Source organism: Citrobacter sp. Cb080 (assembly GCF_030334745.1).
GTDB classification, from domain to species: domain Bacteria; phylum Pseudomonadota; class Gammaproteobacteria; order Enterobacterales; family Enterobacteriaceae; genus Citrobacter; species Citrobacter braakii.
Genome location: NZ_JAOWDG010000083.1, coordinates 161,910 through 186,947, shown reverse-complemented (window position 1 = coordinate 186,947; position 25,038 = coordinate 161,910). Strand labels below are relative to the sequence as shown.

Sequence of the window (25,038 nt, the reverse complement as noted above, 5' to 3'; positions counted from 1 at the left end):
CCTTATTATTCAGCTTCTACGAAGCTTTCTTCCGCCTGGGAAGCCAGATCCTGAGAACGGCCTTCACGAACGGTAGTAGCTACAGCGCCCAGGTACAGGGTCACAGCACGGATTGCGTCGTCGTTACCCGGGATAACGAAGTCAACACCGTCCGGATCAGAGTTGGTATCAACGATAGCAAATACTGGGATACCCAGGTTGTTTGCTTCTTTGATAGCAATGTGCTCGTGGTCAGCATCAATTACGAACAGAGCGTCCGGCAGACCGCCCATGTCTTTGATACCGCCCAGGCTGTTTTCCAGTTTCTCAAGCTCACGAGTACGCATCAGCGCTTCTTTCTTGGTCAGCTTTTCGAAAGTACCGTCCTGAGACTGAGTTTCCAGATCTTTCAGACGTTTGATGGACTGACGAACGGTTTTCCAGTTAGTCAGCATGCCGCCCAACCAGCGATGGTTCACGAAGAACTGGTCGCAGTTGTTAGCAGCTTCTTTCACCGCTTCGCTTGCAGCGCGTTTAGTACCAACGAAAAGGATTTTACCTTTACGAGCAGAGATCTTGTTCAGTTCAGCCAGAGCTTCGTTGAACATCGGTACAGTTTTCTCAAGGTTGATGATGTGAACTTTGTTACGCGCACCGAAGATGAACGGCTTCATTTTCGGGTTCCAGTAACGGGTCTGGTGACCGAAGTGAACACCAGCCTTGAGCATGTCGCGCATGGAAACAGTTGCCATGATTAAAACCTCTATATATAAAAGTTGGGGTTAAGCCTCCACGCATCCCATATTACCGACCCCAAAGGGCACCCCGGAATATGTGCCGATACGTGTGTGTTGTTACACAAAGTGAGATTTGTCGCTCCCGTCCATCGTGTGTAGTCTTCAAATGGATCGGAAGTCCGGCGCGCTTTATACCACAAATACGCTACCGACACCAATAATTGTTGGCGGTGCGTGCTGAATGAACGATGAATTTCGTGTTACAGGGAGGCAGCCAATTTTTTGCATCTCCGGGCGCTTACATGCAGTGAGCGACTGGAGTGAAAAATTTCAGCCAACACACCTGTGGCACGAAAGGCGAAGTTCAGAATGATTCTCAATTTGGCAGCATGTATGCCGGACTGATACCATTGGCACCACTTAAACAATTATTGCCGATATCATCGGCACTGATGGACAGAATTCATGGCTATCTCAATCAAGACCCCTGAAGAAATCGAAAAAATGCGCATCGCTGGCCGTCTGGCCGCCGATGTACTGGAAATGATCGAACCGTTTGTTAAGCCAGGCGTCAGCACCGGCGAACTGGATCGCATCTGTAATGACTACATCGTGAATGAGCAGCAGGCCATTTCCGCCTGCCTGGGCTATCACGGTTATCCGAAGTCCGTGTGCATCTCTATTAATGAAGTGGTGTGCCATGGGATCCCGGACGACGCCAAGCTCCTGAAAGACGGCGATATCGTCAACATCGACGTAACCGTGATTAAAGACGAGTTCCACGGTGATACCTCGAAAATGTTCATCGTCGGCAAACCAACCATTCTGGGCGAGCGTTTGTGCCGCGTCACGCAGGAAAGCCTGTATCTGGCGCTGCGGATGGTAAAACCAGGTATTCGCCTGCGCACGCTGGGCGCTGCGATTCAGAAATACGCGGAAGGCGAAGGCTTCTCTGTGGTTCGTGAATATTGCGGTCACGGCATCGGTCGCGGCTTCCATGAAGAGCCGCAGGTTCTGCACTACGATGCAGACGACGGCGGTGTGGTACTGCAGCCGGGCATGACCTTCACCGTAGAACCCATGCTGAATGCCGGTGATTACCGCATCCGCACCATGAAAGACGGGTGGACGGTGAAAACTAAAGATCGGAGCTTGTCTGCTCAGTACGAGCATACTATTGTGGTGACGGAAAAAGGCTGTGAAATTCTGACATTACGCAAGGATGACACCATCCCGGCGATCATCACACACGACGAATAATGTTTTGCCTGATGGCGATGCGCCCGCATCTTATCAGGCCTACAAATTGTACTACTTCGTAGGCCGGGTAAGGCGTTCACGCCGTCATCCGGCTTTTTTAATGGGTGGCGCATAATGAATACTCTTCCTGAACAACACGCAAATACTGCCCTCCCCACCCTGCCAGGCCAACCGCAGAACCCCGGAACCTGGCCGCAGCAAGATCTCAACTGCCCCGGCATTAAAGCGCATATCGACACTTTCCAGCACTGGTTAGGTGACGCGTTTGACAGCGGGATTTCCGCAGAGCAGCTGATTGAGGCCCGCACCGAGTTTATTGACCAGTTACTGCAACGTCTGTGGATTGAAGCCGGTTTCGGTCAAATTGCCGACCTGGCGCTGGTTGCCGTTGGCGGTTACGGGCGCGGCGAACTGCATCCGCTTTCCGATATTGACCTGCTGATCCTGAGTCGTAAAAAGCTACCAGACGCGCAGGCCGAAAAAGTTGGCGAACTGTTAACGCTGCTATGGGACGTGAGGCTCGAGGTTGGGCACAGCGTGCGCACGCTGGAAGAGTGTCTGCTGGAAGGATTGTCAGATTTAACCGTCGCCACCAACCTGATTGAAACACGCCTGCTGATTGGTGATGTGGCGCTGTTTCTTGAGCTACAAAAGCATATTTTTAGCGAAGGTTTCTGGCCGTCCGATAAGTTTTACGCAGCCAAAGTTGAAGAACAGAATCAGCGCCACCAGCGCTATCACGGCACCAGCTACAACCTGGAGCCGGATATCAAAAGTAGCCCCGGCGGCCTGCGCGATATTCATACCCTGCAATGGGTGGCCCGCCGCCATTTTGGCGCCACCTCACTGGATGAAATGGTCGGTTTCGGCTTTTTGACGCAGGCAGAACGTGCCGAGCTGAATGAATGTTTGCATATCCTGTGGCGCATTCGCTTTGCCCTGCATCTGGTCGTTAGTCGTTACGACAACCGTCTGCTGTTTGATCGTCAGCTCAGCGTGGCGCAACGCCTGAACTACGGCGGTGAAGGCAATGAGCCTATCGAGCGGATGATGAAAGACTATTTCCGCGTCACACGACGGGTCAGCGAACTGAACCACATGCTGTTGCAACTGTTCGACGAGGCGATCCTCGCCCTGCCCGCCGATGAAAAACCACGTCCGATTGATGACGACTTTCAACTGCGCGGCACGTTGATTGATCTGCGCGACGACGACCTGTTTATTCGCAAACCCGAAGCGATATTGCGGATGTTTTACATCATGGTGCGTAATAGCGCGATCAGCGGAATTTACTCCACTACGCTGCGCCATTTGCGTCATGCCCGCCGTCATTTAACGCAGCCGCTGTGCTACATCCCGGAAGCGCGTTCGCTGTTTCTCAGTATGTTGCGCCATCCGGGCGCGGTGAGTCGCGGCCTGCTGCCTATGCATCGCCACAGCGTGTTGTGGGCCTATATGCCGCAATGGTCGCATATTGTCGGCCAAATGCAGTTTGACCTGTTTCATGCATATACGGTGGATGAACACACTATTCGCGTAATGCTTAAGCTGGAAAGTTTTGCTAACGAAGAGACCCGTCAGCGCCATCCGCTGTGTGTGGATCTGTGGCCGCGTCTGCGACAGCCGGAGCTGATTCTGATTGCCGCGCTGTTCCACGATATCGCCAAAGGTCGCGGCGGCGATCACTCGGTTCTCGGCGCCCAGGATGTGCTCAAATTCGCCGAACTGCACGGTCTGAACTCCCGCGAAACGCAACTGATCGTGTGGCTGGTGCGCCAGCATTTGCTGATGTCGGTTACCGCTCAGCGCCGCGATATTCAGGATCCCGAAGTCATTAAGCAATTCGCCGAAGAGGTGCAAACGGAACATCGTCTGCGCTTTTTGGTGTGCCTGACCGTCGCAGATATTTGCGCCACCAACGAAACGCTGTGGAATAGCTGGAAGCAAAGCTTGCTGCGCGAGCTGTACTTCGCGACGGAAAAACAGTTACGCCGTGGGATGCAAAACACGCCGGATATGCGTGAGCGCGTACGCCATCATCAGCTTCAGGCGCTGGCGCTACTGCGCATGGACAACATTGATGAAGAAGCGCTACACCATATCTGGTCGCGCTGTCGCGCCAACTATTTCGTACGTCACAGCCCAAATCAGCTGGCCTGGCATGCACGTCATCTGCTGCAACACGATCTCAGCAAGCCGCTGATCCTGCTCAGCCCGCAGGCCACGCGAGGCGGGACGGAAATTTTCATCTGGAGCCCTGACCGCCCTTACCTGTTTGCTGCCGTCTGCGCCGAACTGGACAGGCGCAACCTTAGCGTCCACGATGCGCAGATTTTCACCACCCGCGATGGGATGGCGATGGATACGTTCATTGTGCTGGAACCAGACGGTAGCCCGCTGTCGTCAGACCGACACGAAGCGATCCGTTTTGGGCTTGAACAGGCGATCACCCAGCGTAGCTGGCAGCCGCCGCAACCGCGTCGCCAGCCGGCAAAATTACGTCACTTTACCGTCGATACCGAGGTCACTTTTCTGCCGACCCATACCGACCGAAAATCATTTCTTGAGCTTATCGCTCTCGACCAGCCAGGACTGCTGGCGCGGGTCGGGCAGATTTTTGCCGATCTGGGAATTTCGCTGCATGGCGCCCGAATTACAACTATTGGCGAGCGAGTAGAAGATTTATTCATAATCGCCACCGCCGACCGGCGCGCCCTTAATAATGAGCTGCAGCAGGAAGTGCATCAACGGTTGACAGAGGCCCTCAATCCAAACGATAAAGGGTAATGTTTTTATTTATTATGGAAAGAGTTTAACAATGCAGCAGTTACAGAACGTTATTGAGTCCGCTTTCGAGCGCCGTGCCGACATTACTCCGGCAAATGTAGATACCGTAACCCGCGAAGCGGTGAATCAGGTTATTTCTTTACTGGATTCCGGTGCACTGCGCGTCGCAGAAAAGATTGAGGGTCAGTGGGTCACGCATCAGTGGCTGAAAAAGGCGGTCCTGCTCTCTTTCCGTATTAACGATAATCAGGTTATCGAAGGTGCGGAAAGCCGTTACTTCGATAAAGTGCCGATGAAATTCGCCAACTACGACGAAGCGCGCTTCCAGAAAGAAGGTTTCCGCGTGGTTCCGCCTGCGGCAGTGCGTCAGGGCGCGTTTATCGCCCGTAACACCGTGCTGATGCCGTCTTACGTGAACATCGGCGCTTATGTTGATGAAGGTACGATGGTTGATACCTGGGCGACCGTGGGTTCCTGTGCGCAAATCGGTAAGAACGTACACCTGTCCGGTGGCGTTGGTATCGGCGGCGTACTGGAACCGTTGCAGGCTAACCCGACCATCATCGAAGACAACTGCTTCATCGGCGCGCGCTCTGAAGTGGTTGAAGGCGTGATCGTCGAAGAAGGCTCCGTCATCTCTATGGGTGTGTATATCGGCCAGAGCACCCGTATTTACGATCGCGAAACCGGCGAAGTGCATTACGGCCGCGTTCCGGCGGGCTCCGTGGTCGTCTCCGGCAACCTGCCGTCGAAAGATGGCAAATACAGCCTGTACTGCGCGGTGATTGTGAAGAAAGTCGATGCCAAAACGCGTGGCAAAGTGGGAATCAACGAACTGTTACGCACCATCGACTAACAGCGATTTGAAAAAGCGGGCTTAGCCCGCTTTTTTTACATCTGCGAGTGGCATAAACAAGGCTTTTCGTTAATTATTCAATGGTTATAGTGAGCTTAAGGGTACCGCTATGTATGACAATCTGAAAAGTCTGGGCATTACTAATCCTGAAGAGATCGATCGTTACAGCCTGCGGCAAGAAGCCAACAACGATATCCTGAAAATCTATTTCCAGAAGGATAAAGGCGAGTTTTTTGCCAAGAGCGTGAAGTTCAAATATCCCCGTCAGCGTAAAACGGTTGTCGCCGATGGCGTCGGTCAGGGTTACAAAGAAGTGCAGGAGATCAGTCCCAACCTGCGCTACGTGATCGACGAACTGGATCAGATCTGCCAGCGAGATCGCAGCGAAGTCGATCTTAAACGCAAGATCCTCGATGATTTACGTCATCTGGAAAGCGTCGTGACCAACAAGATCAGCGAGATTGAAGCCGATCTGGAAAAGCTAACGCGCAAATAAGTAGATTGTTGCCTGATAGCGCTACGCTTATCAGGCAATTAATCAATGCTGCTCATCCAGCTGCAACGCCACATACAGCAGCAGTCGATCGTCAAAATTCCCCAGATCCAGCCCGGTCAGCTCTGAAATACGGTTCAGGCGATACTCCAGCGTATTGCGGTGAATAAACAATGCTTTTGAGGTCGCCAGCGGCTGAACGTTATGTCGAAACCATGCCGATAATGTTCGACGCAGCAAACCGTTGTTATCCATCGCTTTCAGCCTTACCAGCGGGCGCGCCAGCTCATTGGCCTGCCAGCCGCCGCGCAGGCTGTCCAGCAGCACCGGCAACATCAAGTCCTGATAGAAATAGCTCCGGCTTTCCGGCATCCGCTGCTTGCCGACCATCATGGTGGTGCGCGCCGTTCGATACGAACGGGCAATGCTGCCGGGCCCGGTAAAATAGTTGCCCAGCGACACGCGAAAACGCAGTTGTCCATTCTCTTTCATGCGGGCAATCAGTTGCTCAACGCGCTTGCGATAATCTTCAGCGTCCCAGCGGCCAAACTGATTGAGCGCTGGTTTCAGCACCACCATCTCGGTCAGAGAAACAATCGCAATCAGATTATTACGTTCGGGTGTAGTCAACGCGTTCTGCAATTGCTGTAGCTCCGCCATCGCACTATCAACGCCAAGCTGACCGCTGTCGACCTCCACTACCGCCACCACGCGCGGCTGGTTCAAATCAATGCCCAATCGCTGTGCCCATTCCATCAGCGCCGGGGTATTCTCTTCAGCCTGAATCAGGTTCATCACCAGCTCTTCACGCAGACGGCTATCCTGCGCTAACAGATGCATCAGACGCGACTGTTCCAGCATCATTTCGGCGGTCATGCACACCAGTTCGCCATACTTGCGCAGATGTTCCGGCTCGCCAGTAAGACCGATAACGCCAACGATTTCGCCTTCCAGACGCAGCGGCAGGTTTATCCCCTGACGCACGCCGTGTAAATGCCGGGCTACCGCATCGTCAATATCGACCACCCGACCTTGCGAAAGCACCAGCAGCGCGCCTTCGTGCAATTCACCAATTCGTTCGCGATCGCCGCTGCCAATGATCCGCCCACGGGCATCCATTACGTTGATATTGGTATCAATGATGCGCATGGTTCGCGCTACGATATCCTGCGCCATTTTGGTATCAAGATGCCAGCCAGCCATAAACCCCTCCTGTGAGCAGAGCTCAAGCATAGGGAAGATAATAAGCGGCGGCATTGTGCAACTGCACAAAGCGAGAGGGAGAAGTATGGAGTTGTGGGAAGTATCACAAAAAGAAACCCCTTCCTGTGCAGGAAGGGGTTTAGTGAGATTACTGCATCAACAGATAGATGGAGCTGTCACCACGCTGAATGTTCAGCGCCAGTACAGCCGGTTTGCTGTCGAGGATTTTGCGCAGTTCGGCGATATTTTTCACCGGCTGCTGGTTCGCGCCGATAATCACATCCCCTTTCTTCAGGCCAATCCGTGCAGCCGGAGAATTCGCTTTCACCTCGCTGACCACGACCCCTTTGTCCTGGCCTTTGTTGCTCATATCAGCCCCTTCAATGCCTTTGAAGATAGAGCTGGAATCAACCTGAGTCTGGCTGCTCTGCTGCAGTTCCAGATTCACAGTGACCGGCTTACCGTCACGCAACAGGCCAAGGTTAATTTTGCTGCCTACCGGCATCGTACCCACCTGCGCACGCAGGGCGGCGAAGCTGCTGATCGGTTTACCGTTCAGGGAGGTAATCACATCCCCGGCTTTAATACCTGCTTTCGCTGCGGAAGAGTTCGGCATCACCTGGCTGACAAATGCGCCACGCTGAGCATCAACTTTCATCGCTTTCGCCAGCTCAGAGCTCAGCTCGGTACCCATAATACCCAGCTCACCGCGTTTAACCTGACCAAACTCAACCATCTGCGACGTCAGGTTTTTCACCATGTTGCTCGGGATTGCAAAGCCGATACCGATGTTACCGCCGTCCGGCGCAAGGATCGCGGTGTTAATGCCGATCAGCTCACCGTTCAGGTTAACCAGTGCGCCACCGGAGTTACCCCGGTTGATCGCGGCATCCGTCTGAATAAAGTTTTCGTAGTTTTCCGCGTTCAGGCCGCTACGGCCCAGCGCAGAAACAATACCGGAGGTCACGGTCTCACCGAGGCCAAACGGGTTACCAATTGCTACGGTGTAATCACCCACACGCAGCGCGTCGGAATCTGCCAGCTTAATCGCCGTCAGGTTTTTCGGATCCTGAATTTGGATCAGCGCGATATCGGAGCGCGGATCTTTACCCACAATCTTCGCATCAAATTTACGGCCATCGCTCAACTGAACCTTAATCACCGTGGCGTTATCCACCACGTGGTTGTTGGTCACGACATACCCTTTCGCGGCATCAATAATTACACCGGAACCCAGGGCCATAAATTTCTGCTGCTGGCCGCCGCCGTTGTCAGCGCCCGGCGCGCCGCCCTGGCAGAACGGTGAACTCTGGAACGGTGAACCGTCCTGGCAGAATGGTGAATTATCACCGAAGAACTGCTGGAAATTACGCGGCATACGCGGCGTATTCACCGTCGTGCTCCCCTCGACGTTAATACTTACCACCGATGGCATCACTTTTTCGAGCATCGGGGCCAGGCTTGGCATCTGTTGGGCGGTCATTGCTGAAGACGACGTCTCAGCCGCTGTGGCAGACAGGGGGGACAACGCCAAACCTAAACTCAGAGCCAGTGCACTCATTGCTAATGTGGTTTTTTTCATGTGTTTCGTTCTCGATTAACAGGTAACGCAAAATTGCTGTATACGTCAGAGTCGTTTTATAGCGCTAAGTTCCAGAATTGAGTTTAAGGAAAAAGTAAAATTTTATTGGCCGTCTTTACAAATGAGTATTTATTGTTCTACGGCCATCAAGCGACGATATTCATCCCAGGCATACAGATCGGTCATCCCGCTGATATAATCCTGAATCAGCCGGCAGCGATAATAATATTCCATTACCGAAAACTCAGCGCAACCCGTTGATATTTTACTAACCGCCTCGACATAAGCAAGACGATGGCGAGTAGACAACTTCTGAAATAATCGTGATTCGATAGGAAAACGTTTAACTCTTTCATTGTCGACCAGCTCAGTAAAATCTGACTGGGACATTTTTAATAAAGGCTGATAGATCTCCAGCAACCCGCTGATCACCCGATACCCCTGCAATTCCAACTGCTCAACGTCCGGATGACTAAATACGTGTTTTACCGCCACATTTTTATAGACCCCCAGCAACTGACTAAAGCTACTGGCATCTTCTAATAGCGCGTGATTAAAGCTGCCGTCAAAAACCTGCGGTAAATTATCAATAAACCGCTGGGCTGCATACGGCACCAGTTTATTCAGCGTATTGACGCGTAAATACATAAAGAACTGATCTTCCGTGCTCCGGCTTAATGTATTTGAACGTGATTTCTCCCAGGCATTCTCAACAACCTGACTAAACAGGGAACCTTTTTCGTGATGCCCCCACGCCTCATGCAGATGGTGATAAAGTTGCTCGACGCTAAAGATTCTTTTCTCAACGGCATCTTCCAGGTCGGCCACGCAATAAGAGATATCATCGGCAGCTTCCATTATCCAGGTTAATGGAAAGCGACTGTAGGGCGCTAATGATAATTCTTTACGTAACCGTTCAATATACGGTTCTTCAGAAAGGTAATAGCCCGGTTTCTTCATTAAATAGTCATGCGTCGTAGGCGTACTTCCGCGCCACCACGCCGGACGGGTATATTTTAAAATACCACCAACCTGGGCCCAGGTAAGATTCATACGCATCAAAGTATGCACCAGACGAATCCCCTGGGCATTACCTTCAAAATGGCACAGGTCCTGGCGCACCTTACGGCGAATATCATTCAGCGACTCTTCGCCTTCGCGCAAACGTAACGCCGCCACCAGGCAGCGGTCATCGCTGAGGGGCTGACTTTCCGCGTCGGCGGGATACAGCCGCTGGCGGAACCAGTCATTAATCGCCGCTTCACCAAAATGACCAAACGGCGGATTGCCGATGTCATGCATCAGGCACGACATTTCGACAATACTCTCAAACGGTCCCGTCAGTTCATCCAGACCATACTGCTCCAGCAGTTTTAGTTCCTTCAGTCGGCTGAGGATCTCTTTAGCGATATAGCGCCCAACTTGCTGAACTTCCATCGAGTGCGTCAGGCGCGTGCGCACCGCCGCGTTACGCTCCAGCGGAAAAACCTGGGTTTTTTGTTGCAGTCGGCGAATAGCCGGAGAATTGATAATACGTCCACGATCGCTTTCGAAAATACGCAGGATCTCATGCTCCGTCTTCACGCCCTGCGGCGAACGGTAACGACGATGCCAGTTTATTTTTTTTCGGAAATCGATCTGTACCATATCCTCTCCCGCCTGAGAAATGCGCTACCCCTTAAGCGCATGATAGACTATGCCCTCAAATCTGGCTTATCGCGAGTAAATCTATGAAAATCGGCATCATTGGTGCAATGGAAGAAGAAGTTACGCTGCTGCGTGACAAAATCGAAAACCGTCAGACCCTCTCTCTCGGCGGTTGTGAAATTTACACCGGCCAACTGAACGGTACAGAGGTTGCGCTACTGAAATCAGGTATCGGTAAAGTGGCGGCGGCGCTGGGCGCTACGCTGCTGCTTGAACGCTGCAAGCCGGATGCCATCATTAACACCGGTTCCGCGGGCGGCCTGGCCTCTACGCTGAAAGTCGGCGATATTGTGGTTTCTGACGAAGCGCGCTATCACGATGCCGACGTTACCGCCTTTGGCTATGAATTTGGTCAGTTACCGGGCTGCCCGGCTGGTTTTAAAGCCGATCCTGCGCTGATTGCTGCAGCAGAATCCTGTATTGCGCAACTCAATCTGAACGCCGTTCGCGGACTAATCGTCAGCGGCGATGCCTTCATTAATGGCTCCGTGGGTCTGGCTAAAATTAAGCATAACTTCCCGCAGGCCATTGCCGTTGAGATGGAAGCGACCGCGATTGCGCACGTTTGCCATAACTTCAATGTGCCGTTTGTCGTGGTTCGCGCCATCTCTGACGTCGCCGATCAGCAGTCCCATCTCAGCTTTGACGAGTTCCTGGTTGTTGCCGCGAAACAGTCAAGTCTGATGGTTGAAACGCTGGTACAGAAACTGGCGCATGGCTAAATTACTCTCCAGGGCGCTGGTCGCCCTGCTATTCACTCTTCCGGCGTTCCTGTACGCCGCACCGCGTGTAGTGACGCTTTCTCCTGCCAATACCGAACTCGCCTTTGCCGCCGGCATTACACCCGTAGGCGTCAGTAGCTACTCAAACTACCCGCCAGCGGCCAAAAATATCGAGGAGGTTTCCACCTGGCAAGGTATGAACCTTGAACGCATTGTGGCGCTTAAACCGGATTTAGTCGTCGCCTGGCGCGGGGGAAATGCTGAGCGGCAGGTGAATCAACTGACCGCCCTGGGAATTAAGGTCATCTGGGTGGACGCCGTTACCATCGAGCAGGTCGCCGATGCGCTCCGCCAGCTGGCAGCGTGGAGCCCAAAGCCTGAGCAGGCTAAACAGGCGGCGCAAACCATGCTTGATGACTATGCTTTACTAAAATCTCGGTATGCCAACAAACCGAAAAAACGCGTGTTTCTCCAGTTTGGCGCAAATCCTCTGTTTACCAGTGGAAAAGGCTCCATTCAGCACGAAGTTCTTGAGGTATGCGGTGGAGAAAACATCTTTGCCGGCAGTCGGGTTCCCTGGCCACAGGTTAGCCGTGAGCAGGTCCTGGCACGAGCGCCCCAGGCTATTGTTGCAACCGGAGGGCCAGGCGAAACTCTGAAAATTGAACAATACTGGGGAAACCAGCTAAAAATACCCATTATTACACTTAATAGTGACTGGTTCGAACGCGCGAGCCCGCGTATTATCCTCGCCGCAAAACAACTCTGTAATGCGCTTTCACAGATAAATTAGCGCCTGCCCCCACCAGGTCTGTTGTGAGGATTTAAAAATGCTCGTCTATTGGCTGGATATTGTCGGCACCGCGGTATTTGCTATCTCTGGCGTCTTACTGGCCGGAAAATTGCGTATGGACCCGTTTGGCGTCCTGGTCCTCGGGGTGGTTACCGCCGTTGGCGGCGGAACGATCCGCGATATGGCGCTGGATCATGGACCGGTATTTTGGGTTAAGGATCCCACCGATCTGGTGGTGGCAATGATCACCAGCATGCTGACAATCCTGCTGGTACGTCAGCCACGACGTTTACCGAAGTGGATCCTTCCGGTGCTGGATGCCGTTGGCCTGGCTGTGTTCGTGGGGATTGGCGTCAATAAAGCATTTCTCGCAGGGACGGGCCCCCTGGTGGCGATCTGTATGGGGGTGATTACCGGCGTCGGCGGCGGGATCATTCGCGACGTGTTAGCTCGTGAAGTCCCGATGATTCTGCGCACCGAAATCTACGCCACGGCATGTATTATCGGCGGGATCGTGCATGCGACAGCGTTTTATACCTTTAATGTATCGCTGGAAAACGCCAGTATGATGGGGATGATCGTCACCCTGCTGATTCGGCTTGCCGCCATTCGCTGGCATTTGAAATTGCCGACGTTTGCTCTGGATGATAACGGGCGCTGATGTGATGATGCAGAACATGTAGGCCGGATAAGGCGTTTACGCCGCCAACCGGCACATTGCCCGATGGAGCTACGCTTACCGGGCCTACACCATCAGACCATCGGTATTACAGGCAGCAATCAGATGCTGAAAGAAGAACCACACCCGCAGGTGCTTTTCGCATTGGGGTTAGTCACAACGAAGCGGGAACCTTCCAGACCTTCGGTATAGTCAACCGCGCCGCCCACCAGATATTGCAGGCTCATCGGATCAACCACCAGACCCACACCTTGTTTCTCAATGGTCATATCACCATCGTTCACCTGATCATCAAAGGTGAAACCGTACTGGAAACCGCTGCAACCACCGCCGGTGATATACACGCGTAATTTCAGATTCGGGTTATCTTCGTCAGCGATCAGGCTTTTTACTTTATTGGCTGCTGCTTCAGTAAATTGCAGTGGCAGCGCTACGTCATCACTCATATTTTGCTCCAAACGACATTGGCAATTGGGCAAATTATAACCCAATGGTTAAGGCCATTATCTAATACCCTGGTATTTCGTTCAAGTATTCTCGCCAGCGGCGGTACTCTGGCTTTTTGCCGCTTGCTCCGCTTCCTGTTTTGCCAGCGTGCGGGCAAGGATAGTCGAGTATAGCGGCTTTCCACCCATAAATTGGGCTAATAGTGTTGCGCCAAGACAGGTAATAATCATTGGCAAAATGAGCTGATAGTTATCGGTCATCTCCAGCACCAGTACAATACCGGTTAGCGGTGCACGTACCGAAGCCGCCAGCAAAGCCCCCATTCCGGCAATGGCAAAGGTTCCGGCCTCCAGATGATACTGTGGAAAAGAGGCCGCCGCGGCCATACCGAACGCGGTGCCAAGTAACGTACCCAGCGCCAGCATCGGGGCAAAAATCCCTCCGGGCGCGCCGGACGAGAAGCACAGCAGCGTGGTGATCACCCGGGTAATAAATATAAACAGCAGTAAACCGACGCTAAAATTACCCGCCGCGGCGATAGGAATCAGGTTAAACCCGCCGCCTGCCGCTTCCGGTTTAATTAATCCCAGGATCCCGCACAGGCCACCAATCGCGCCGCCCATCAGCACCCATTTTTTAATTTCACCGCCGTGGAAGCGCTGGAACATATCCTGGGTACGCAACACCATGGTGTTGAACAACGGCCCGACACAGCCAAAAATAAGCCCCAGCACAAGATACAGCCACAGCGTATTTACCGGCGCATTAGACAGCTTTCCGACTTCAATAATCGGTGCTTCACCGTTGAACACACGAAACACGATGCTCGACATAATAACGCCGGTAAACACGGCTTTGATCGAGACGAGGTTATAGCGAAACTGCGGGCGCATCTCTTCAATAATGAACAGGATCCCAGCCAGAGGCGCATTAAACGCCGCCGACAAACCCGCAGCCGCACCGGTGGCCAGCAGGGTATGTCGCGCTTCGGCGCTGCGCATGCGGAAAATATCCAGCACCATGCGCCCAATGTTCCCGCCTATCTGTACGGTCGGCCCTTCTCGCCCGAGCACCATACCGGCTCCCAGCGTGCCCATGCCGCCAATAAATTTCACCGGCAGAACGCGCCACCAGCGCACAGGTCGTAGCTCTTCCAGCGCGCCTTCAATCTCAGGGATCCCCGAGCCTCCCGCTTCCGGCGCAAATTTACGAACCAGAAAATAGCCGACCATCGCCAGCAATGCAGAGAGAATAAACGCCAGCGGCCACAGCAGAATGGCATGGTCCGCAACCTGGGCCAGGGCGCCAATGCGCTGATTTTGCACCCAGGTCACCGCTTTCTCAAATGCCACGCCAACAAGCCCCGTCACGGTACCGACAACGGCGGCCATCAACAGGATCGCCAGCGGCGTTTTATCGCGTTCCAGGAGTCGACGGATTTGATCCCTGCGGCGTAAACGCACAATTTGTTGTGCTTCAAAAGAGGGAGAGTCAGTCTTCATCAGATGATCATTAATTGGTAATACAAATACGGAATCGGCATTCTACTCGCACATTTCACGAAAATCCCCTGCAAATCGCATTGTTTCAAATGCGTAAAACTTTCATAACCTTCTCTGAATAACTAGAATAGCGGGCATTTACTTTTTCTACGAACCAGGACCCCATCCATGAGTAAGTCTGAAAATCTCTACAGCGCAGCACGCGAACTTATCCCTGGCGGCGTTAACTCCCCCGTTCGCGCCTTTACTGGCGTGGGTGGTACTCCGCTGTTTATCGAAAAAGCGGACGGCGCGTATCTGTACGATGTCGATGGTAAAGCCTATGTCGATTACGTCGGTTCCTGGGGACCGATGGTACTGGGCCATAACCACCCGGCAATTCGCAATGCGGTGATTGAAGCCGCAGAGCGCGGTTTAAGCTTCGGCGCGCCGACCGAGATGGAAGTGAAAATGGCGGAGCTGGTCACTGAACTTGTGCCGACCATGGATATGGTGCGTATGGTGAACTCCGGTACGGAAGCGACGATGAGCGCCATCCGTCTGGCGCGCGGTTTCACCGGTCGCGATAAGATCATCAAATTTGAAGGCTGCTATCACGGTCATGCCGACTGCCTGCTGGTTAAAGCTGGTTCCGGCGCGTTAACGCTGGGTCAGCCAAACTCCCCGGGCGTTCCAGCCGATTTTGCGAAACACACCCTGACCTGCACCTACAACGATCTCTCTTCAGTTCGTGCGGCATTCGAACAGTATCCGCAGGAGATCGCCTGCATTATCGTTGAGCCGGTCGCAGGCAACATGAACTGCATCCCGCCGCTGCCAGAATTCCTGCCGGGCCTGCGTGCCCTGTGTGATGAGTTTGGCGCGCTGTTGATCATCGATGAAGTCATGACCGGTTTCCGCGTGGCGCTAGCCGGTGCGCAGGATTATTACGGCGTCGTTCCGGATCTGACCTGCCTTGGCAAAATCATCGGTGGCGGGATGCCCGTTGGCGCATTCGGCGGTCGCCGTGATGTGATGGACGCGCTGGCGCCGACCGGTCCGGTTTATCAGGCGGGTACGCTTTCAGGTAACCCGATTGCGATGGCAGCAGGTTTTGCTTGTCTGAACGAAGTGGCCCAGCCGGGTATTCATGAAACGCTGAATGAACTGACGACGCGTCTGGCGGAAGGTCTGCTGGAAGCCGCCGAAGAGACGAATATTCCGCTGGTGGTTAACCATGTGGGCGGGATGTTCGGGATTTTCTTCACCGATGCAGAAACCGTGACCTGCTATCAGGATGTGATGGCATGCGACGTTGAACGCTTCAAGCGTTTCTTCCACATGATGCTGGATGAAGGGATTTACCTGGCGCCGTCCGCCTTCGAAGCGGGCTTTATGTCCGTCGCGCACAGTGAAGACGATATCAATAACACCATCGACGCCGCGCGCCGGGTGTTTGCGAAATTGTAAAAGATAACGCCCAGAAATAACGTAGGCCGGGTAAGGCGAAGCCGCCACCCGGCTTTTTTATTGCCGGATGGCGACGCAGCCTAAATGGAAGAGATTAACCTCAGCGACTCTGCTTACGTAGCAGATAGATAAAGTACGGCGCGCCAATAAACGTCGACAGTAATCCTGCCGGGATCTGATACGGAAACAGCACCATCCTGCCGCACCAGTCAGCAAAAACCAGCAGCACACCTCCCGCCAGCGCCGAAATCAGCATATGCGGCATCGCCCGACGAAACCCCATCATTCGGGCAATATGCGGAGCCATCAGCCCGACAAAACTCAACGGTCCAATGGTCATGGTTGCTGTCGCCGTCAGTCCCGCAGCCAACAGCAGTAACCCCACGCGTGACGGCGTGATCGCCATACCCACCGCACGCGCCGTATCGCCGCCGAGCGGTAAAATCGTCAGCCAACGACGACACAGCGGTGTCAGCGCCAGCAGGATAACCATCACAATTCCGGTGCGCAGTACCTGTTCGCCCGTCGCGTTATAGGTTGAGCCGGAGATCCAGGTCAGCACGCCCGCCATACGCGGATCGCCGCTGGCCTGCAGCATCATCAACAACATAGTAAACGCCGTACTGAGCGCCATCCCTGCCAGCAGCATACGGTGCGGCGAAAAACCACCGCGCCCGGCGGCAATCATAATGATAAGCAAGGTGACCGCAGCCCCGAGACTCCCTGCGGGCAGCAGCCAGCCAAAGGCATTTCCGGGGACCAGAAACAGCATTAACACCACGCCAAATGCCGCGCCGGAGCTAATGCCCAGAACTTCCGGGCTCGCCATTGGGTTTCCGGTCAGACGCTGAATAATACAGCCCGCTACCGCCAGCATCACCCCGGCAATCAACGCCGCCAGAATACGTGGCCAGCGCCAGGGCATCAGTTCATCCAGCATCGCGCCGCTGGCCCATGTCCAGCCGTGCGCATCGCGGCCAAACGACAGCGCCACCACCAGAGTCAGCAGCAAAACCACCCCGCCCGCCAGCGCAAACATCAGTACATTCTGACGCTCCGCGGCGATACGGTTGCTGGCATTCATATCCGGTGCGCTCATACTTCTAAGGCGCGGCAACAACCACAGCAGCAATGGCGCGCCAATCAGCGCCGTCACCGAACCGGTGGAGACCTCCATCCATACGCGGGTCAGCCACAGAATGATTTGGTCAGAGAGCCAGAGGATCAACGCACCAATCAGCGGGGCCAGCATCAGACGCGCCAACAGACGCCGCGCGCCGAGCATTTTCGCCAGCAGCGGTGCAAAGAGGCCAATAAAGCCGATAATCCCAACCGCGTTAACCAGCAAGGCGCTGATGACAATCGCCAGCGATAAGGCCGCCAGGCGCGCCAGCGACAACGCCAGACCGAGGTTACGCGCCACGCCGTCATCCAGTCCCATCAGCGTCATTGGACGCAACAGCAGCAGAGTCAGCATCACGCCGCCCAGCAGTTGCGGCCACAGTCGCTGTACGCCGCTCCAGTCGGTTTGGGTTAGCGTGCCGCTGCTCCACAAAAACATGCTTTGCAGTTGATCGTGATGGAAGATAACCATCAACTGGTTAATCGCCCCGCAGTACAGGCTGACCACCAGTCCGGCGAGGATTAACGTCACCGGAGAAAGACGTTTGCCCCAGGCGACGCCAAACACCAGCGCTCCAACGACACAAGCACCTGCCAGCGCAGCAAATTGCGTGGTGAGCGCACCGGGAATAGCCCACAGCGTCGTGACGGTAATGCCCAACTGCGCACCGGTCGCAACGCCTAGCGTGGTTGGCTCCGCCAGTGGGTTACGCAGCACCTGCTGAAACAATACGCCGACCAGTGCCAGCCCGGCACCGACCAACAGCGAAATCGCCAGCCTCGGCAGCAGGCTGTAGTGGAAAACCATCTGTTTAATGGCATCGATATCCGGTGACCAGATAGCCTGTTGCCACTGGTTGCGCGGTAGCGCAACGGAGAAGTTAACCCATGTGAGCCAGCAGGCAGCAACAAACAGAACCGCCAGCAGGAAAATGGGGAACAGCGCGATACGTTTACTCACGCTTTGCCTCCCAGCGCATTATCCAGAATGCGGGCAAAATGCATGGCTGATAGCGTTGCGCCATAGAACCAGACGGCCGGCACGCGCTGAAAACGTCCGCTGCGAACAAAGGGCATCGCCTGCCACAACGGCGTAGACATCAGTCCAGCCATCTCTTTATCGTTGCCGTGATCAAAGCACAATACATCGACATCCTGAAAAGCAGCCAGACGGTCAATACTCACGGCAGTGCTGCCCCAAAAGTTTGTCTCTCCCTGCCAGGCGTTGGGGATCCCATATTCATCCAGCACGTCCTGAAACAGGCTGTTTGGGCCAAACACCAGCATATGCCGCGAATCAAGCAGAGAGGTGAGAAGCACAGGGCGCGCACCGCGTTGAATGAAGCGCGGCTTCAGGCTGGCAATAAAACGATCATACTCAGTCAGATGGCGTTCAGCAGAGTCCTGCAGATTGAACAATTGCGCCATTTCCTGCAGCGATTGTCGCGCAACGACCAGAGGTTTTTTACCGTCGCTGAAGTTAAATCCCCGACCAGGTGCAATACGCGCCAGCTTTTCCGGGGAAGGACCATAGCCTGCCGACCAGAGCAGAAACGAGGGTTTCATTTCGGTCAGCAGTTCGAGATTGGGTTCCGTGCGTAGCCCGACATCAATCACCGAGTCCGGTAGAGGTGGCTCACTGACCCACAGCTTGTAGTTAGGGATATCCGCAATGCCATACGGCGTAATACCCAGCGCCAGCAACAGCTCTACCGGCAGCCATTCCAGCGCCACAATACGCTGCGGATCAATCGCCGCGGCGGACGCCGTATTCATCCGCCACAGCAGCGGCGAGAGCGCCATCGCCGTAAGCAGACGCCGACGGGTAATATGATGTAATTCAATCATTAATAGACAAAACTCACGGGTGCGGCACCGGCCGGATGCGGCAAAATGCCCATCGGGATACCGTAAATCTGTTCCAGAGTTTCACTGCGCATCAGTTCAGCAGGCGTTCCTTGCGCAATCATTTCACCACCGCGCAGCGCAACTAAGTAATCGCAGTAGCGGGCCGCCATGTTGATATCATGCAGCACCGCAATCACCGTTAGCCCACGCTGCTGGCTTAAGCGATGCACCAGCGCCAGCACGTCAACCTGATGAGCGATATCCAGCGCGGAAGTCGGCTCATCAAGCAGCAGACAGCGGCTGTCCTGCGCCACCAGCATGGCAATCCACGCACGCTGGCGTTCTCCGCCGGACAGGCTATCCACCAGGCGGTGCGCCAGCGGTTTTAAGCCGACCAACGAAATAGCTTCTTCTACTTTCTCTCTGTCGGCAACGCCAAAACGTCCCAGCGCCCCGTGCCACGGATAGCGGCCAATCGCCACCAGTTCACGCACCGTCATCCCTTCGGCCTGCGGCAACTGCTGCGGCAGATAGGCGACCTTGCGGGCAAACGCTTTACTGCTCCAGTTCTCCAGCGGCTGTTCGTCGAGCAGGATTTCACCTTCCGACGGCGGCTGATGACGTCCCAGCATTTTCAATAACGTCGATTTTCCGGACCCGTTGTGGCCGATAAGGCCGGTTACTTTCCCCACCGGAAAAGTTAATGAGAGAGGATGCAAAAGCGTGCGGCCAGGCACACGAAAGGAGACATTACGCAACGCGAAAGTGGTGTCGGGATGGGATCTGTTTTCCTGCATAGCAACCAACTTGTAAAACGGGCACGCAAAGCGTGCCCAAAAAGAAATTAGAAACGGAAGGTTGCGGTTGCAACGACCTGACGTTCTGCGCCCCAGAAGCAGCCATAGGTTTGGAAGCAACTAGAAACGTATTCACGATCCAGCAGGTTGGTAACGTTGACAGCAACACTAGAGCCAGCCATACCAAAACGCGCTAAATCGTATTTCACGACAGCATCCATTACAGCAGCACTTCCCACTTTAAAGGTGTTTGCAGGATCGCCATAGCTTGAACCGATAAAACGTCCACCGGTTCCCAGGGTCAGTCCCGACAGAACGCCTTCGTTAAAGGTATAGTCGCCCCAGAGTGATGCCATATTTTCAGGAACTTGTTCTACGTTGTTCCCTTTGAGATTGGTGTCCTTAGTGTACTCCGCATCAGTGTAAGTATATGAAGCAGTCACATTGATATTGGCATTCAAGGCCGCTTTAGCTTCAAATTCAAAGCCCTGAGAACGTACTTCGCCTGACGGAACTTGCAGATTCGAGTTGGTCGGATCGGTTGTCAGCGTATTCGTCTTCGTCAGATGATATGCCGCAGCCGTAATAACCACAGGCAGATCTTTCGGCACATATTTTACACCCGCTTCATACTGTTCACCCTTGGATGGCGCAAAAGCCATGCGTGGAGTGCTGTAGAGATCGAATGCGTTTGGTTCAAATGACTGGCTATAGCTAACGTACGGAGAAATACCATTATCAAACAGGTAGTTTACACCGCCACGCCATGTGAACTGATGATCGTTACGCTCAATATAACCCGCTTGCGGAGTGGTTGAATTCTGACGAATCGTCGTCGCTTGCTGTGACCAGTCATAACGACCACCCAGCGTAAAGACCCACTTATCCCATTCCGCCTGATCCTGGATGTAGATACCGGTTTGTTTGGTTTCGTTCATCTGATAAGGCTCGGTAGAGTCGAAATCAAAATCTTCCAGAGGCTGTGGGTTATAAAGATCCAGAACAGGAGCTGTGCCAAATTTAGCATTGATATCATTACGCATACGCATGAAGTCAACACCTGTCAGCAACGTATGGTCCACCGTTCCTGTCGCGAAATTGCTCTGCAACTGGGTATCAACACTGAAGTTCTGCAAGCGTTCATCATCGACAACCGTGCCACGACCAAGATAATGGTCGCGCTGATCGGCCGGAATTGCCTGGCAAGGCGCGTTAAACGCATTTGTTGTACAGATACCCGTACCGTACACGCTCTGCTGCGACGTTTTCATTTCAGCAAAACGTAAATTCTGCCGGACAGTGAAGGTGTCATTAAAGTCGTGTTCAAAGCTGTACCCCACCATTTTCTGATTGCGGGAATAAGTGTTATTTGAAGCACCTTCATTAAAATCAGTCGGCAAACGCTTGCCGTTAGGTAGCGGTTCAACCGTACCTTCCTTCGGCAACCAACCGTAGTAACCCGTTTCGGGTTCATTCTGGAAATAAGAAAGGAATGTAAAGTTAGTCTTGTCGTCAGGACGCCATGAGAAGGACGGAGCAACGGTATAACGCTGTGATTCAGAACCTTGCTGCTGCTCATTTGTGGAACGAGCCAGACCGGTTAAACGGTAAGAGAATTCACCGTTATCATCCAATGCATCACTAAAATCAAACCCTGTCTGGAACAGATTATTTGTTCCCATTTTAAACTGAACTTCTTTTAGCGGCTCGGTGGTTGGACGTTTGCTGACCATCGAAATAATACCGCCAGGGTTACTCTTACCGTACAACACGGAAGTTGGCCCACGCATCAACTCTACACGCTCCAGCATGTAAGGATCGATAACCGCGTCGTTATAGAAGTTCCCTTGTAGCTTCAGACCATCCAGATAGTTGTTCTGGCTTAAACCGACAGAGGTAAAACCACGGATGCTGACAAAATCGTATGTATTTGAAGCACCACGGTTACTGACCACAACCCCTGGGGTATAACCCAGCGCTTCCTTGACGGAACGAGACTGATGGATCTGCATCTCTTCGTTTGTCACTACCGAAACAGACTGTGGCGTCTTTTCGATCGGCGTGTCGGTTTTGGTAGCGGTGGCGGAACGCTTCGCGGCAATTGTCGGCGAAGGCCCCCATGCGCTTTCTTGTGCGGCAGGAGCAGCAGTTACGGTGATGGTTTCTTCTTTCGGGTCAACCGCCGCCTGTGCATAGACAGACATGCCGCTAACCGCTGTGGCTACCACTACTGCGATTTTACGCAGCGATGAACTTGGCTGAGCAGTTTTAAGACGCGCCATTGGTATTTCTCTGATGAAAGTGAATGATAACGTAAACGAGAATTATTATTATAACGGCAGCATAATATTCGAAACTCTGGCGAGATAGCAAGCAATACGCGTCCCTACTAAAACTGAGGGGTTAAGAAATAACCAGATGAAAAGAAAGGGTTAATAAATTAGGCTGGAATGTTATTCGGCCCTGAGAATGGACCAAAGAAGAAAAACCCGCCGAAGCGGGTTTTGAGCAATATCAGTTACTGCCGAACATATCCTTTATCCAGCCAGCGACACCGTCGCTATCTTTCTTTTCCTGCTGCGCCGGTTGTTGCTGCTGCTGTTGAGGCTGCTGCTGCGGCGTTGACTGATCGAACGGATTCCCGGTCGGCTGTTGCATCATTTCACCCTGCTGACACAGCGAATCAGGATCGGTAGTCCATACCGGAAGCGTACGCATCCCCCCGCTACAAACAAAGTTACCGTCGTAGTCCACGCCCATATCCACCACATCTTCCGGCGGCGTCAGCACCAGCGGTGTTGGCGTCTGGTTGGCAAGATAACGCTGATAAATCGACATCGCACCGCTGGCACCGTACAGCTTGGTTGGCTGGTTGTTATCACGGCCCACCCAGGTGATGGTTACCTGGCTGCCGTCGATCCCGGCAAACCAGGTATCCACGTTGTTGTTAGTGGTCCCGGTTTTCCCTGCCAGATGAAGCCCAGGATATTTCGCGCCAAGCTGGCGGCCCGTACCACGCTGAACCACCTGTTGCATGGTCCACAGCGTCATATACGCCGCCTGCGCCGGAACGGCACGCTCGGCCTGCGGGAAGCTCTGATACAGCACCGTCCCATCTTCGGCAATCACCGAACGCAGCGCCGACAGCGGCGCGCGGTTCCCGCCGCTGGCGATAGTCTGGAACGCCTGCGCCACTTCGATCGGCGTCAGGTTCAACGCCCCCAGCAGCATGGCTGGAACCGGGTTAAGCTGATCTTTCGGCGCGCCCAGCTTCAGCCAGGTATCGGTGACGGCAGGCAGGCCCAGCGCCATCCCCAGATTTACCGTTGGCACGTTCATTGAGCGCGTTAACGCATCCACCAGCATCACTTTTCCGCTTTCGCTATAGCGACGGTCATCGTTCTGCGGCGACCACACCTGGCCGTTAGGCTGGCGCAGCGCAATCGGGGCATCGGCAATCCAAGTATTTAGACGATACAGCTTCGGCTGGCTGAGCGCGGTCAGATAGGTCGCTGGTTTAGCCAAAGAACCAATCGAACGACGTGCCTGCATCGCACGGTTATAACCAGCGAACTGCGGTTCTGCCCCACCAACCATGGCACGCACTTCGCCGCTAAAGCGGTCGACCACCACAATCGCGGTTTCCAGATCGCTCAGCTTACGTTGTTTCTTCAGCACCGGAATACCTTCCACCGCCGCTTTTTCTGCAGCATCCTGCGCCACGGAATCAAAGGTGGTGAAAATCTTCACGCCGGAGAGGTCTTTAACTTTATCGCCCAGCTTTGCCTGTAGCTCCTGGCGCACCATCTGCATAAAGGCGGGCTGCGGTGAGATCACCCCACCACGCGGCTGTACGCCTAACGGACGCGCGCTCAGCATGTCATACAGATCCTGGTCGATAATCTGCTGCTGTTGTAGTAAACGCAGCACCAGGTTACGACGCTCCAGTGCCAGCTTCGGGTTACGCCACGGGTTATAGATTGACGCTCCTTTAACCATCCCTACCAGCAGCGCCTGCTGGTCGAGGCTCAGCTCTTCCACCGGACGGCCAAAGTAGTAGAGGCTCGCCAGCGGGAAGCCGCGGATCTCATTGTCACCGCTTTGACCGAGATAGACTTCGTTCATGTACAGCTCAAGAATGCGGTCTTTGCTGTAACGCGCATCCATGATCAGCGCCATATAGGCTTCGTTGGCCTTACGCCAGTAGGAACGTTCGCTGGACAGGAACAGGTTTTTCACCAGTTGCTGGGTCAGCGTACTGGCCCCTTGTACCGTGCGCCCCGCCGTCAGGTTCGCCAGCACCGCGCGGCCAATGGAATAGAGGCTGATACCGTCATGCTCATAGAAGTGACGATCTTCGGTCGCCAGCAGCGTGTCCACCAGCAGATCCGGGAATCCACTGCGCGGGACAAACAGGCGCTGCTCACCGTTAGGCGAAGAAAGCATGGTAATCAGCCGCGGATCGAGACGGAAGAAACCGAACTGGCGGTTGTTATCCATATTCTCGATGGTATCCAGATGGTCGCCATCAAAGGTCAGACGCGCGCGCACCTGTCCTTCTTTACTGTCCGGAAAATCAAACGGACGACGGATCATCTCGATGCTTTTCGCCTGCACGGTGAATTCGCCAGGGCGCGTCATCTTCGTCACCTGACGATACTGCGTAGCCTCCAGCAGTTTCACCATCTCGTTCTTGCCGATCGGCATTTCTGGCTCAAGGTTAACCATACGGCCATATACTGCCGCAGGAAGCTGCCAGACTTTACCATCTATACGGCTGCGGATTTTTTGGTCCAGATAAACGCCGTAAATGGCGATCAGCACCAAAAAAACAATCGACAGTTTTACCAGCAGCCAGAACCAGCCGCGTTTACCACGAGGCTTACGCCCTTTGCCTTTACCCTTACGCGGCATCGGTTCTTCATCCTCATAGTCATCATCATCATAATCGTCGTCATACTCTTCATCTCTGAGTTGACGACGGCTCACCTTTTGTTTCACCGGACGCGAGGGTTTCCCTTTACGTCCAATTGGCTCGCGGTCATTCCCCGCCATGCTTTTTCTCCGCAACATTC

Annotated in this window: 19 protein-coding genes and 1 pseudogene; 8 read left to right on the top strand and 12 right to left on the bottom strand. The window is 53.8% G+C overall.

The window, feature by feature from the left end; translation table 11 throughout:
• Positions 1-5: 5 nt before the first annotated feature.
• The gene (gene rpsB, locus OGV38_RS23015; protein ID WP_016151758.1) at positions 6-731 is read right to left on the bottom strand and encodes a 30S ribosomal protein S2; all 726 of its coding nucleotides are present in this window, start codon (positions 729-731) and stop codon (positions 6-8) included.
• Between the two features lie 450 nt (positions 732-1,181).
• On the opposite strand from rpsB, the gene map reads away from it, so the two are divergent.
• The 4 genes from map (at position 1,182) to OGV38_RS22995 (ending at position 6,115) form a co-directional block, all read left to right on the top strand.
• Complete coding sequence (map, locus tag OGV38_RS23010; RefSeq protein WP_016155726.1) at positions 1,182-1,976, top strand: type I methionyl aminopeptidase; 795 nt, start codon at positions 1,182-1,184, stop codon at positions 1,974-1,976.
• Positions 1,977-2,090: 114 nt separating this feature from the next.
• On the top strand, positions 2,091-4,763 hold the full coding sequence (gene glnD / locus OGV38_RS23005) for a bifunctional uridylyltransferase/uridylyl-removing protein GlnD (protein ID WP_046275347.1): 2,673 nt from the start codon (positions 2,091-2,093) through the stop codon (positions 4,761-4,763).
• Positions 4,764-4,794: 31 nt separating this feature from the next.
• A complete protein-coding gene (dapD, locus tag OGV38_RS23000) occupies positions 4,795-5,619 on the top strand; it encodes a 2,3,4,5-tetrahydropyridine-2,6-dicarboxylate N-succinyltransferase (protein WP_003829186.1) in 825 nt (274 codons plus the stop codon).
• 109 nt (positions 5,620-5,728) lie between these two features.
• Positions 5,729-6,115 carry a DUF3461 family protein gene (locus tag OGV38_RS22995; RefSeq protein ID WP_003018562.1) on the top strand — a complete coding sequence of 129 codons (387 nt, stop codon included), beginning with the start codon at positions 5,729-5,731 and terminating at the stop codon, positions 6,113-6,115.
• A 42-nt stretch (positions 6,116-6,157) separates the two neighbouring features.
• On the opposite strand, the gene cdaR is transcribed toward OGV38_RS22995, so the two are convergent.
• From cdaR to dgt, 3 genes are all read right to left on the bottom strand, one after another.
• The gene (cdaR, locus tag OGV38_RS22990; RefSeq protein WP_286475138.1) at positions 6,158-7,315 is read right to left on the bottom strand and encodes a DNA-binding transcriptional regulator CdaR; all 1,158 of its coding nucleotides are present in this window, start codon (positions 7,313-7,315) and stop codon (positions 6,158-6,160) included.
• A 148-nt stretch (positions 7,316-7,463) separates the two neighbouring features.
• Entirely contained in the window at positions 7,464-8,897 is a 1,434-nt protein-coding gene (gene degP / locus OGV38_RS22985; protein ID WP_016151754.1) for a serine endoprotease DegP, read from the bottom strand.
• A gap of 129 nt (positions 8,898-9,026) precedes the next feature.
• Complete coding sequence (gene dgt, locus OGV38_RS22980; protein ID WP_016155724.1) at positions 9,027-10,544, bottom strand: dGTPase; 1,518 nt, start codon at positions 10,542-10,544, stop codon at positions 9,027-9,029.
• Between the two features lie 83 nt (positions 10,545-10,627).
• Here dgt and mtnN point away from each other — a divergent pair, with 83 nt between their 5' ends.
• From mtnN to OGV38_RS22965, 3 genes are read left to right on the top strand one after another with little or no spacing between them, the layout of a single operon-like run.
• Positions 10,628-11,326 carry a 5'-methylthioadenosine/S-adenosylhomocysteine nucleosidase gene (mtnN, locus tag OGV38_RS22975; RefSeq protein ID WP_016151752.1) on the top strand — a complete coding sequence of 233 codons (699 nt, stop codon included), beginning with the start codon at positions 10,628-10,630 and terminating at the stop codon, positions 11,324-11,326.
• Positions 11,319-12,119: a vitamin B12 ABC transporter substrate-binding protein BtuF gene (gene btuF / locus OGV38_RS22970; RefSeq protein ID WP_016155723.1), complete on the top strand. Its 801-nt coding sequence runs from the start codon at positions 11,319-11,321 to the stop codon at positions 12,117-12,119. The genes mtnN and btuF overlap by 8 nt, the downstream gene beginning before the upstream one ends.
• Positions 12,120-12,156: 37 nt before the next feature.
• Positions 12,157-12,780, top strand: coding sequence for a TRIC cation channel family protein (locus tag OGV38_RS22965; RefSeq protein WP_006686772.1), 624 nt, complete (start codon positions 12,157-12,159; stop codon positions 12,778-12,780).
• A gap of 119 nt (positions 12,781-12,899) precedes the next feature.
• Here OGV38_RS22965 and erpA read toward each other — a convergent pair whose 3' ends face one another.
• The 3 genes and pseudogenes from erpA to clcA all read right to left on the bottom strand — a co-directional run bounded on the left by erpA (position 12,900) and on the right by clcA (position 14,747).
• Positions 12,900-13,244 (bottom strand): iron-sulfur cluster insertion protein ErpA, encoded by a 345-nt coding sequence (gene erpA, locus OGV38_RS22960; RefSeq protein WP_003018581.1) that lies wholly within the window; start codon positions 13,242-13,244, stop codon positions 12,900-12,902.
• Positions 13,237-13,302, bottom strand: a pseudogene (gene yadW, locus OGV38_RS22955) (small protein YadW). Before yadW ends, erpA begins: the two are co-directional and overlap by 8 nt.
• Before the next feature lie 23 nt (positions 13,303-13,325).
• Positions 13,326-14,747 (bottom strand): H(+)/Cl(-) exchange transporter ClcA, encoded by a 1,422-nt coding sequence (clcA, locus tag OGV38_RS22950; RefSeq protein WP_019078400.1) that lies wholly within the window; start codon positions 14,745-14,747, stop codon positions 13,326-13,328.
• A 168-nt stretch (positions 14,748-14,915) separates the two neighbouring features.
• Here clcA and hemL point away from each other — a divergent pair, with 168 nt between their 5' ends.
• Positions 14,916-16,196, top strand: a complete 1,281-nt coding sequence (gene hemL, locus OGV38_RS22945; protein ID WP_016155721.1) for a glutamate-1-semialdehyde 2,1-aminomutase — start codon at positions 14,916-14,918, stop codon at positions 16,194-16,196.
• Positions 16,197-16,296: 100 nt separating this feature from the next.
• Here hemL and fhuB read toward each other — a convergent pair whose 3' ends face one another.
• The 5 genes from fhuB to mrcB form a co-directional block, all read right to left on the bottom strand.
• On the bottom strand, positions 16,297-18,279 hold the full coding sequence (gene fhuB, locus OGV38_RS22940; protein ID WP_016155720.1) for a Fe(3+)-hydroxamate ABC transporter permease FhuB: 1,983 nt from the start codon (positions 18,277-18,279) through the stop codon (positions 16,297-16,299).
• Positions 18,276-19,166 carry a Fe(3+)-hydroxamate ABC transporter substrate-binding protein FhuD gene (fhuD, locus tag OGV38_RS22935; RefSeq protein ID WP_149381292.1) on the bottom strand — a complete coding sequence of 297 codons (891 nt, stop codon included), beginning with the start codon at positions 19,164-19,166 and terminating at the stop codon, positions 18,276-18,278. The genes fhuB and fhuD overlap by 4 nt, the downstream gene beginning before the upstream one ends.
• Positions 19,166-19,963: a Fe3+-hydroxamate ABC transporter ATP-binding protein FhuC gene (fhuC, locus tag OGV38_RS22930; protein ID WP_003845793.1), complete on the bottom strand. Its 798-nt coding sequence runs from the start codon at positions 19,961-19,963 to the stop codon at positions 19,166-19,168. The genes fhuD and fhuC overlap by 1 nt, the downstream gene beginning before the upstream one ends.
• 47 nt (positions 19,964-20,010) lie before the next feature.
• Positions 20,011-22,245, bottom strand: a complete 2,235-nt coding sequence (gene fhuA, locus OGV38_RS22925) for a ferrichrome porin FhuA (RefSeq protein ID WP_016155718.1) — start codon at positions 22,243-22,245, stop codon at positions 20,011-20,013.
• Between the two features lie 232 nt (positions 22,246-22,477).
• Positions 22,478-25,018 carry a bifunctional glycosyl transferase/transpeptidase gene (gene mrcB, locus OGV38_RS22920; RefSeq protein WP_016151745.1) on the bottom strand — a complete coding sequence of 847 codons (2,541 nt, stop codon included), beginning with the start codon at positions 25,016-25,018 and terminating at the stop codon, positions 22,478-22,480.
• Positions 25,019-25,038: the final 20 nt, after the last annotated feature.

What these genes read in the sequence shown, in the direction of transcription:
- rpsB (WP_016151758.1), bottom strand. Translation starts at nt 731, where the DNA reads ATGGCAACTGTTTCCATGCGCGACATGCTCAAGGCTGGTGTTCACTTC.
- map (WP_016155726.1), top strand. Translation starts at nt 1,182, where the DNA reads ATGGCTATCTCAATCAAGACCCCTGAAGAAATCGAAAAAATGCGCATC.
- glnD (WP_046275347.1), top strand. Translation starts at nt 2,091, where the DNA reads ATGAATACTCTTCCTGAACAACACGCAAATACTGCCCTCCCCACCCTG.
- dapD (WP_003829186.1), top strand. Translation starts at nt 4,795, where the DNA reads ATGCAGCAGTTACAGAACGTTATTGAGTCCGCTTTCGAGCGCCGTGCC.
- OGV38_RS22995 (WP_003018562.1), top strand. Translation starts at nt 5,729, where the DNA reads ATGTATGACAATCTGAAAAGTCTGGGCATTACTAATCCTGAAGAGATC.
- cdaR (WP_286475138.1), bottom strand. Translation starts at nt 7,315, where the DNA reads ATGGCTGGCTGGCATCTTGATACCAAAATGGCGCAGGATATCGTAGCG.
- degP (WP_016151754.1), bottom strand. Translation starts at nt 8,897, where the DNA reads ATGAAAAAAACCACATTAGCAATGAGTGCACTGGCTCTGAGTTTAGGT.
- dgt (WP_016155724.1), bottom strand. Translation starts at nt 10,544, where the DNA reads ATGGTACAGATCGATTTCCGAAAAAAAATAAACTGGCATCGTCGTTAC.
- mtnN (WP_016151752.1), top strand. Translation starts at nt 10,628, where the DNA reads ATGAAAATCGGCATCATTGGTGCAATGGAAGAAGAAGTTACGCTGCTG.
- btuF (WP_016155723.1), top strand. Translation starts at nt 11,319, where the DNA reads ATGGCTAAATTACTCTCCAGGGCGCTGGTCGCCCTGCTATTCACTCTT.
- OGV38_RS22965 (WP_006686772.1), top strand. Translation starts at nt 12,157, where the DNA reads ATGCTCGTCTATTGGCTGGATATTGTCGGCACCGCGGTATTTGCTATC.
- erpA (WP_003018581.1), bottom strand. Translation starts at nt 13,244, where the DNA reads ATGAGTGATGACGTAGCGCTGCCACTGCAATTTACTGAAGCAGCAGCC.
- clcA (WP_019078400.1), bottom strand. Translation starts at nt 14,747, where the DNA reads ATGAAGACTGACTCTCCCTCTTTTGAAGCACAACAAATTGTGCGTTTA.
- hemL (WP_016155721.1), top strand. Translation starts at nt 14,916, where the DNA reads ATGAGTAAGTCTGAAAATCTCTACAGCGCAGCACGCGAACTTATCCCT.
- fhuD (WP_149381292.1), bottom strand. Translation starts at nt 19,166, where the DNA reads ATGATTGAATTACATCATATTACCCGTCGGCGTCTGCTTACGGCGATG.
- fhuC (WP_003845793.1), bottom strand. Translation starts at nt 19,963, where the DNA reads ATGCAGGAAAACAGATCCCATCCCGACACCACTTTCGCGTTGCGTAAT.
- fhuA (WP_016155718.1), bottom strand. Translation starts at nt 22,245, where the DNA reads ATGGCGCGTCTTAAAACTGCTCAGCCAAGTTCATCGCTGCGTAAAATC.
- mrcB (WP_016151745.1), bottom strand. Translation starts at nt 25,018, where the DNA reads ATGGCGGGGAATGACCGCGAGCCAATTGGACGTAAAGGGAAACCCTCG.